Origin of the sequence: Robiginitalea sp. (assembly GCF_049588695.1) — a bacterium.
In the GTDB taxonomy this organism is placed as follows: Bacteria; Bacteroidota; Bacteroidia; order Flavobacteriales; family Flavobacteriaceae; genus Robiginitalea.
This window is the reverse complement of record NZ_JBAVZJ010000283.1, coordinates 1-8,376: the sequence shown is the minus strand read 5'-3', so window position 1 is coordinate 8,376 and position 8,376 is coordinate 1. Positions and strand designations below refer to the sequence as shown.

At 49.8% G+C, this 8,376-nt stretch carries 7 protein-coding genes; all 7 read right to left on the bottom strand.

All coding sequences use genetic code 11. The annotated features are described in order from the left end of the window. Positions 1 to 37: 37 nt before the first annotated feature. Positions 38 to 1,237: an FtsW/RodA/SpoVE family cell cycle protein gene (locus WBV75_RS06830; protein WP_424119889.1), complete on the bottom strand. Its 1,200-nt coding sequence runs from the start codon at positions 1,235 to 1,237 to the stop codon at positions 38 to 40. A gap of 2 nt (positions 1,238 to 1,239) precedes the next feature. Then, on the bottom strand, positions 1,240 to 2,580 hold the full coding sequence (gene murD / locus WBV75_RS06825) for a UDP-N-acetylmuramoyl-L-alanine--D-glutamate ligase (protein ID WP_424119888.1): 1,341 nt from the start codon (positions 2,578 to 2,580) through the stop codon (positions 1,240 to 1,242). Next, complete coding sequence (mraY, locus tag WBV75_RS06820; RefSeq protein WP_424119887.1) at positions 2,580 to 3,800, bottom strand: phospho-N-acetylmuramoyl-pentapeptide-transferase; 1,221 nt, start codon at positions 3,798 to 3,800, stop codon at positions 2,580 to 2,582. The genes murD and mraY overlap by 1 nt, the downstream gene beginning before the upstream one ends. Before the next feature lie 35 nt (positions 3,801 to 3,835). Beyond that, the gene (locus tag WBV75_RS06815; RefSeq protein WP_424119886.1) at positions 3,836 to 5,305 is read right to left on the bottom strand and encodes a UDP-N-acetylmuramoyl-L-alanyl-D-glutamate--2,6-diaminopimelate ligase; all 1,470 of its coding nucleotides are present in this window, start codon (positions 5,303 to 5,305) and stop codon (positions 3,836 to 3,838) included. Then, positions 5,302 to 7,308: a penicillin-binding protein gene (locus tag WBV75_RS06810; RefSeq protein WP_424119885.1), complete on the bottom strand. Its 2,007-nt coding sequence runs from the start codon at positions 7,306 to 7,308 to the stop codon at positions 5,302 to 5,304. Before WBV75_RS06810 ends, WBV75_RS06815 begins: the two co-directional genes overlap by 4 nt. A 2-nt stretch (positions 7,309 to 7,310) precedes the next feature. Next, positions 7,311 to 7,631 (bottom strand): FtsL-like putative cell division protein, encoded by a 321-nt coding sequence (locus tag WBV75_RS06805; RefSeq protein ID WP_424119884.1) that lies wholly within the window; start codon positions 7,629 to 7,631, stop codon positions 7,311 to 7,313. 3 nt (positions 7,632 to 7,634) lie between these two features. After that, positions 7,635 to 8,376, bottom strand: a 742-nt coding sequence (gene rsmH / locus WBV75_RS06800; protein WP_424119883.1) for a 16S rRNA (cytosine(1402)-N(4))-methyltransferase RsmH, incomplete at its 5' end; no start/stop codon positions are given.

Genomic DNA, 8,376 nt, shown 5'->3' with positions numbered 1-8,376 from the left:
TATATGTCCTCCGGTTCCTCCTCCGGAAAGTAAAAACCTATAGTTGTCCACTTAATACCTCCAGAGGATTTTCCTCTTTGTTTTTATCTGTTATTTCTTCATCCATCCGTGGGTTCCGGCTCGCGCTCAAGACCACTCCGATCGCCATACAGGTCATCCAGATGGAGGTTCCCCCACTGCTGATCAGGGGCAGGGTCTGCCCGGTTACCGGAAAGAGTTCCACCGCCACAGCCATATTGATCAGGGCCTGAAATATGATCGGCAGGCCTACTCCCATCACTACCAGTTTTCCAAAGACCGAGGTGTTTGCATTGGCCACCACAACAATCCGGAAGAGCAGCAACAGGTAGAGGAACATCAACAAAAAACCTCCCAACAACCCGTATTCTTCTACAATGATGGCATATATAAAATCCGAGGAACTCTGCGGGAGAAAATTCTTCATCACGCTTTTACCGGCCCCGTTGCCCATCACACCCCCGCTGGCAATGGCAATTTTGGCCTTCTCGATCTGATAATCCCCTACCCCGTCTGTACCATCCCAGTAATGCTCCACCCGGCTCATCCAGGTATCCACACGGTTTGGAAATACATCCGGAATAGCTTTGGCAAGGAGTACAAAGAGGGCTAAGACGGCCAGGCCTGAAACCACAATCCCCATCAGGTATTTTAAAGGATACCCCCCAAGAAAACAAAGGGTGAGCACCATGACGAACAGGATAGCGGCGGTCGAAAAGTTCGCCGGCAGGATCAACAGCAGGATAATGCTTACCGGCAGCCAGAGCGGGATAATGCTTTCCTTGAATGAAATTCTCCGATCCCTGATTTTAGATAAATACCGGGCCACATAGATCATCAGGGCAACAGCAGCCAGGTTTGATGTCTGAAACGTAATTCCCACAACGGGCAAATGAATCCAACGGCTGGCGTTGGCACCTTCAATGGTGGTTCCCTGGGCCAGGGTGTAAATCAGCAAAAGAATGACCACAGGTAATGCGATAATCGACAGCCCTTTGAAATAATGGGTGGGAATCTTGTGCATCCCATAGATAATCCCAAAACCGAGAATCAACAACATCCCGTGTTTCAGCAAATGCCCTATAGTGGTCCCATTCCCGACCACATAGACCAAATTACTACTGGCGCTGTATACAGGCAGAAAGGAAAACAGGGCCAACAGCGCTACCACTGCCCATATGGCCTTATCCCCTTCCAGATTTTGTAAAAACGCCTTCATGTTTATAAAGATTGAACGGCTGATTTAAACTGATTCCCGCGGTCTTCATAGTTCTCAAAAAGATCGAAGCTCGCACAGGCCGGGGAAAGCAAAACGGTATCCCCCCTTTTGGCAATCTTATAGGCCACTTTTACAGCTTCAGACATCGCATAGGTCTCCACGACCAGATCCACGACGTTCCCAAAGGCTTCTACAATTGGCGTGTTGTCCATTCCCAGGCAGATAATCGCCTTGACTTTTTCCCGTACCAGGGGCAAAAGCGATCGATAATCATTCCCTTTATCGACACCACCGACGATCCATACCGTAGGGTTTTTCATGCTATCCAATGCGTAGTAGGTAGCATTTACGTTGGTGGCCTTAGAGTCGTTAATGTATTGTACGTGCTGAATCTTAAGGACTTTTTCGAGTCTGTGGGGCGCGCCCTGAAAAGTGGCCACACTCTGGCGAATCGTCTCTTTGCGAATACCCAGCAATTGTGCCACAGTAGCGGCGGCCATCGTGTTTTTAACATTGTGTTGCCCTTCAAGGGCGAGGGAATCCGTGTTCATTTTCAATACATTATTATTCGTTCGTATTTCAATTTGGTTCTCGTTGAGCATGCCGCCTTTTTCAAGGTGTTTTTCAAGTGTCTGCGGCCAGGTCTGTGGCCGCATAGTGTCGGGATCTATTTCACGAGCCAGCACCGGGTCATCGAGGTCATAAATAAAATGATCGGCCTCGGTCTGATTCTCAAAAACCCGGAGTTTAGACCGGATATACAATTCCATCTGATACCCATACCGATCCAGGTGATCCGGGGTGATATTGGTGATCATTGAAATATGCGGGTGAAAATCCCGTATCCCATCGAGTTGGAAGCTGCTGACCTCGAGCACATAATATTCCCGGGGCTCCCGGATGACCTTTAATGCAAAACTGTCCCCGATATTCCCCGCCAAACCCACATCCAACCCCCCCTCTTTCAAGAGGTGGTAAGTGAGCATGGCCGTGGTGGTCTTGCCGTTGCTTCCGGTGATTGCGATTAGCCGGGCCGAGGTAAACCAACTCCCGAATTCGATTTCTGAGATTACGGAAATCCCTGCCTCCTGCATCGCAACCACAACAGGAGCTGTATCCGGGATGCCCGGACTTTTTACGCACAGCCCTGCGGTTAGGAGCCTGGCCTGAGTATGTCCTCCTTCTTCCCACTCAATTTCATGCTGTAAAAGAACGTTCTTGTATTTCTCTCCAATCCGGCCGAAGTCTGAAACAAACACTTCGTACCCTTTCTCTTTTCCTAATATCGCGGCGCCTACTCCACTTTCCCCGGCCCCCAGTATTGCCAACCGCCCTTTGCCCATTACCGAATTTTCAGGGTCACGATGGTGATGATGGCCAGCAGGATCCCAACGATCCAGAACCGGGTAACAATCTTACTCTCGTGGTATCCCTTTTTCTGATAGTGGTGGTGCAGGGGCGACATGAGAAAAACACGTTTCCCCTCACCATATCTTTTTCGGGTGTACTTGAAGTAAGACACCTGTATCATCACGGAAAGGGATTCTGCGAAAAAAATCCCGCACAGGATGGGAATCAACAGCTCCTTGCGAACGATCAGGGCGATTACAGCAATGACGCCCCCAATGGTGAGGCTCCCCGTATCTCCCATAAAAACCTGGGCAGGGTAGGCGTTATACCACAGAAACCCAATCAGGGCACCCACAAATGCGGTAATAAAAACAACGAGCTCTCCAGCCCTGGGAATAAAAAAGATGTCCAGGTATTCCGAAAAGATGATGTTTCCAGACACCCAGGCGAATATTCCCAGGGTCAACACGATAATCGCAGAGGAACCTGCCGCGAGGCCGTCAATACCATCGGTGAGATTAGCCCCATTGGAGACTGCGGTGACGATGAAAATCACTATGGGAATAAATAAGAGCCAGGCGTACTGCTCAGCCCCATCCCCCATCCAGCTGATCCAATTGGCATAATCGAGCTGGTTGTTCTTAAAAAAGGGCAAATTGGTCACCAGGGACTTGACTTCACCCCCCTGTACCTGCTCCAACTGATACTCCGAGGTAATGACCGAATAGTTCTTTTCCCGAACGGTAACATCGGGATGAAAGTAGAGGGTAGCACCTACAATAAGCCCCAGGACAACCTGTCCGAGCACCTTAAACCTCCCTTTTAACCCTTCCTTATTCTTTTTAAAGATCTTAATGTAATCATCTATAAAACCGATAATCCCCATCCAGAGCATGGTTACAATGAGCAGGATGACGTAGATATTGTCTAGTCGGGCAAAGAGCAAGACCGGGATAAGTGTGGCAAATATGATGATGATCCCACCCATAGTTGGGGTACCCGCCTTTTCCTGCTGGCCTTCCAGGCCCAGATCGCGAACGGTTTCCCCGACTTGTTTTCGCTGCAACAGGCGGATAATCCGTTTGCCGTAAACTGTGGCCAGCACAAGGGACAAGAGTACCGACATCCCCGCCCTGAAGGTGAGGAATTGGAAAAGCGAAGCCCCGGGAAACTGGTACTCATTCTCCAAATACTCAAACAGGTAATACAACATCTGTCCTTTGCTTTTATTAGTACAGGCCTGAGCGCTTACGCATTGGCCTCTTGTTTTTCCAGTTCTTCCCTTGCAATCTGATAGTCGTCAAAATCGCGACGCACCCCTTTTATCTCCTGATAGGTTTCATGCCCTTTCCCGGCAATAAGAATGATATCCCCGGGGGCGGCAAGCTTACAGGCCGTGCGTATCGCCTGCCTGCGATCCTCGATCGAAATGATTTTTCGGCTGTTTTGGGCCTCTACCCCGGCTTCCATCTCACGAATGATTGTCCCGGGATCCTCAGATCTGGGGTTGTCTGAGGTCAAAATTGCCGTATCGCTCATCTGAGAAGCGATATGCCCCATAACCGGACGCTTAGACTTGTCACGATCACCACCACACCCCACTACGGTGATGACGTTTTCATTTCCAGTCCTCAACGTGTTGATTGTTGTCAACACATTTTTAATCGCGTCCGGCGTGTGGGCATAATCGACAATTGCCGTTACCTTATTTTTTGAAACAAAATGCTGAAAGCGCCCATCTACGTTTTGCAACTGGCTGATGCCCTGCAAAATCTCCATAGGCTCAAGCCCCAATAGGCTGGCTGTCGCGTAGATCGCCAGGATATTATAAGCGTTAAAGGCCCCGATAAGCTTTGTCCAAACCTCGTGTTCCCCGATTTTAAGTAGTTGGCCGTCCAACTGTTGTTCCAGGATTTGCGCCCTGAAATCCCCATAGGTTTTCAAGGCATATGTCAGTTTTTGTGCCCGGGTATTTTGAATCATCACCAGGCCGTTCTTATCATCTGCATTGGTGAGTGCAAAAGCCTGTTTGGACAGGCCGTCAAAGAGTTTTTTCTTGGTATCCCGATAGGCGGCGAAGGTTTTGTGATAGTCCAGGTGGTCGTGGGAGAGATTGGTAAATACAGCCCCTTCAAAATGCAGCCCCTCTGTCCTTCGCTGGGCAATTCCATGAGAGCTGACCTCCATAAAACAGAATTCCACACCCGCCTCATTCATGAGCGCCATATGCCCGTTGATCGTAAGCGCATCCGGGGTGGTCAGTCTTGTTTCGTATTCCACATCGTCGACCAATATCCGAATGGTACTTATCAGCCCAACCTTATACCCGGCAATTTTAAAGAGCTGGTATAAAAGGGAAGTAACAGTGGTTTTGCCATTGGTCCCGGTGACGCCAACCAACCTTAAATTCTTTGAAGGGTTGCCGTAAAAATTCGAGGCCATGATTGCCAGGGCCTGCTGACTGTCTGGCACCTCCACATAGGTCACGTCATCCATCAGGGTTTGCGGAATCTGCTCACAGATCACTGCCCGGGCGCCCATTCCTATCGCCTTATCCAAAAACTTGTGCCCGTCGACCGCAGTGCCATTTATGGCTACAAAAACGTCCCCTGACTCAATACGCCTGGAATCAAAACAGAGTTCCCGAACCCCGATAGCTGTGGATCCGCTGACCGCTTTAATAGATACTCCAAACAACAAGTCTTTGAGCTGCTTCATGAGAGTTCCAGAATAATTTTTGTGACTCCCTTCAGGTCTGTCCCCTTGGAAACCGACTGTTTTTTAACCTTGCCATTCCCGCGAATTTCTACCTCCAACCCGAGATTTTCCAGCAGGGATACGGCATCCATACCACTCATCCCCTCCAAATCAGGGACCTCCTCAAACTGTTGCTGCGCTAGGGTGTAATACCCGGAGTACTCCTGATCCAGACCGGAGGAGGCCACAGCCAGGTTTTTCAAACGGGTCTCCACAGGCTTGTTTGAAGTGATTTTGCTGGCGACGGAGTTAAAGACCGGCCCTGCTACATCCGCCCCGTAATATCCAACGCTCTTATCGGGTTCATGAATAACTACAATACAGGAATACTGAGGGTTGTCCGCCGGGAAATAACCCGCAAAAGTGGAAATATACCCAAGCTTATCCGGGTCCCTGGAGGCGTAATTTTTCTGTGCGGTACCTGTTTTACCTGCCAGGGATAAAAACGGAGATTCCAGGCCGTGTCCGGTCCCATCCGGACTGGCGACTACATTTCGCAATAACTGTTGAACTTTCTGAACGGTCTGTTGAGAGCAAATGGCAGGATTCAGGACCTCCTTATCAAAGTGGGCTACGGTCCGGTTCCATTCCCGTACTTCTTTTATGAGCCTGGGACGCACCAGTTCCCCGTCGTTGGCTATGGCGTTGTAAAACGCCAGGGTTTGCAAGGGCGTAAGGGACACTTCGTATCCATGAGACATCCAGGCAAGGGAAATACCCGACCATCCTTTTTCACCCGGACTCCTGATAACCGGCACACCTTCCCCTTTTATAGGCATCCCCAGTTCTTTGTCCAGCCCCATGGCGCGAAGACGATTGGTAAATTCTGAGGGGTCATCCTTATAATTTTCATGGATCATTTTGGCAAAGGCTGTATTGGAGGAAACCTCAAAAGCCTTTCCCACACTAATTTCCCCATAACCCCCTCTACGGGAATCCCGTACAACGCGATCGTAAATCCTCCATATTCCTTTTTCGGTATTGACCACCGTCCCGGTATCGAGCTTGCCATCTTCCATAGCCGCTACCAAAGACATCAGTTTAAATGTCGATCCGGGCTCGTGGGACTCACCAATGGCGTAATTCAATCGTTCGTAATACGTATCCTGTTCGGTGCGGCCCAGGTTACTGATCGCTTTAATCTCCCCGGTGGCCGTCTCCATAACAATCACACTTCCGTGTTCTGCCTTGTAATGCTCCAATTGTGCCAGAAGGGCGTGGTGCGCGATATCCTGTATGTTGATGTCGATCGTTGAGATCACATCATAGCCATCCTGAGGCTCAATGATGTTGTCCAGACCGATAGGCTTCCACTGTCCTTTGGCAATTTTCTGTTTTAACCGCTTACCCTCAATACCCCTGAGGTAGCGGCCGAAGGCACCTTCTAACCCTACCCGGGTGGCATATCCGTTTTCGTCAAATCGCTCGTAACCCACACTGCGTTCGGCGATTTTTCCCAGGGGATGTTCCCGTACGATTTTCTGTTCGGCAATGATACCTCCTTTGTAGGGGCCCAACTTGAAAAGGGGAAACTCCTTAATAGCTTTGTATTGTGTATAATCGAGGTTCCGGGCGATCAGGGCATAGCGATCTTTGGAAGCCCTGGCTTTTCTCAGGATGTTCTCGTAATGCGAAACCGGTTTCCCAAGCATTTCAGAAAGGGCTCTGGAAAGGGGACCCACCCCGGCTTCAAAATTGGCCGCAGATACCGTGACTGCGTCAAATCGGATGGTGTATCGGGATACTGAAGTGGCCAACAGGCTGCCGTCTTCCGAATATAAGTTGCCCCGGGTAGGTTCGATAGTGAACATCTTTTCTGTTCGTTGCATGGCCAGCTCCCGGTACTTATCACCGTCAGTGGTTTGAATATTGACCATTTTAAACATAACGGCCAGGGCGAAGAGGAACATCCCTCCGGCAACCAGATACAAGCGAATCAATATGTGTTTTGGGGCAAATGACACGGCTAGGGTTCAGTTTTTGCTACAATTATTTTTACAGGTGGTGATTCCGCGGGCAGGAGTCCTTTGGGAGAGACGTTTTCGCGAATGGTCGATTCCAGTTTAAGGCGTTGTACCCTCGAACGGACTTCTACAAATTCGCTCCGCAGTTCCCTTACTTCTTCATTTAAGGCAGCTATATCGTGTACCTTGCGGTCCGCTGAATGTGAACTGGCAATCATTACGGTCGCCAGGAGGGATATAAAAACGATAAAAAGCCAGTTTCTGGGAGCATCCCCACTTACGAGAAACCGTCCTTTAAGCAAGGCTACCAGGTTTTTTTTCATCGGTTATTTATTGGTTTTTATTGCTATTCGCTCTCCAACACGCAACCGGGCACTTCGTGCACGCGGGTTGGAACTGACTTCCTCTGCTGATGGTGTGCCGGGCTTGCCAACGGCCTTAAAAGGGGTCATGGGGTTCCCGTAAAAATCGGTAGACACGACACCTTCAAAATTTCCACTCCGGATAAACCGTTTCACCATACGATCCTCCAGGGAGTGATAGCTTATAAGGCTCAACCTGCCACCTATGCGAAGCAGTTCAACCGACTGCTGCAGCAACTCCTCCAGGGCAGTCAACTCCTGGTTGACCTCTATGCGGATCGCCTGATAGGCTTGTGCCAAACCCTTGTGTTCTTTCCCCCGCTGCAGGTAAGGCCGCAAAACATCGTTGAGCGCCCCTGTGGTTTGGATAGGCGAGTTGGCCCGGGCCGCCACAATGGCCCTTGCCATGGCTCCTGCCCGCTTCAATTCCCCGTAGCGAAACAACACTTCACGCAGACGGGCTTCGGGATAGGTGTTTACCAGATCCCTGGCAGACAACGCTTCTTTTTGATTCATCCGCATGTCCAGCTCAGCGTCGAAACGCGTTGAAAAACCGCGCTCCGCCTGATCGAACTGATGGGACGAAACCCCGAAATCCCCGAGGATACCATCAACTTTCAGAATGCCATAGAACTTCAAATACTGTCGTATAAACCTGAAATTGGCGCTGATTAATTCAAAGCGACTGTCATCAGGTCGGTTGGCC

Excerpts from the sequence above, each read along its gene's own strand:
- WBV75_RS06815 (WP_424119886.1), bottom strand. The coding sequence starts at position 5,305 with ATGAAGCAGCTCAAAGACTTGTTGTTTGGAGTATCTATTAAAGCGGTC.
- WBV75_RS06830 (WP_424119889.1), bottom strand. The coding sequence starts at position 1,237 with ATGAAGGCGTTTTTACAAAATCTGGAAGGGGATAAGGCCATATGGGCA.
- murD (WP_424119888.1), bottom strand. The coding sequence starts at position 2,580 with ATGGGCAAAGGGCGGTTGGCAATACTGGGGGCCGGGGAAAGTGGAGTA.
- WBV75_RS06805 (WP_424119884.1), bottom strand. The coding sequence starts at position 7,631 with ATGAAAAAAAACCTGGTAGCCTTGCTTAAAGGACGGTTTCTCGTAAGT.
- mraY (WP_424119887.1), bottom strand. The coding sequence starts at position 3,800 with ATGTTGTATTACCTGTTTGAGTATTTGGAGAATGAGTACCAGTTTCCC.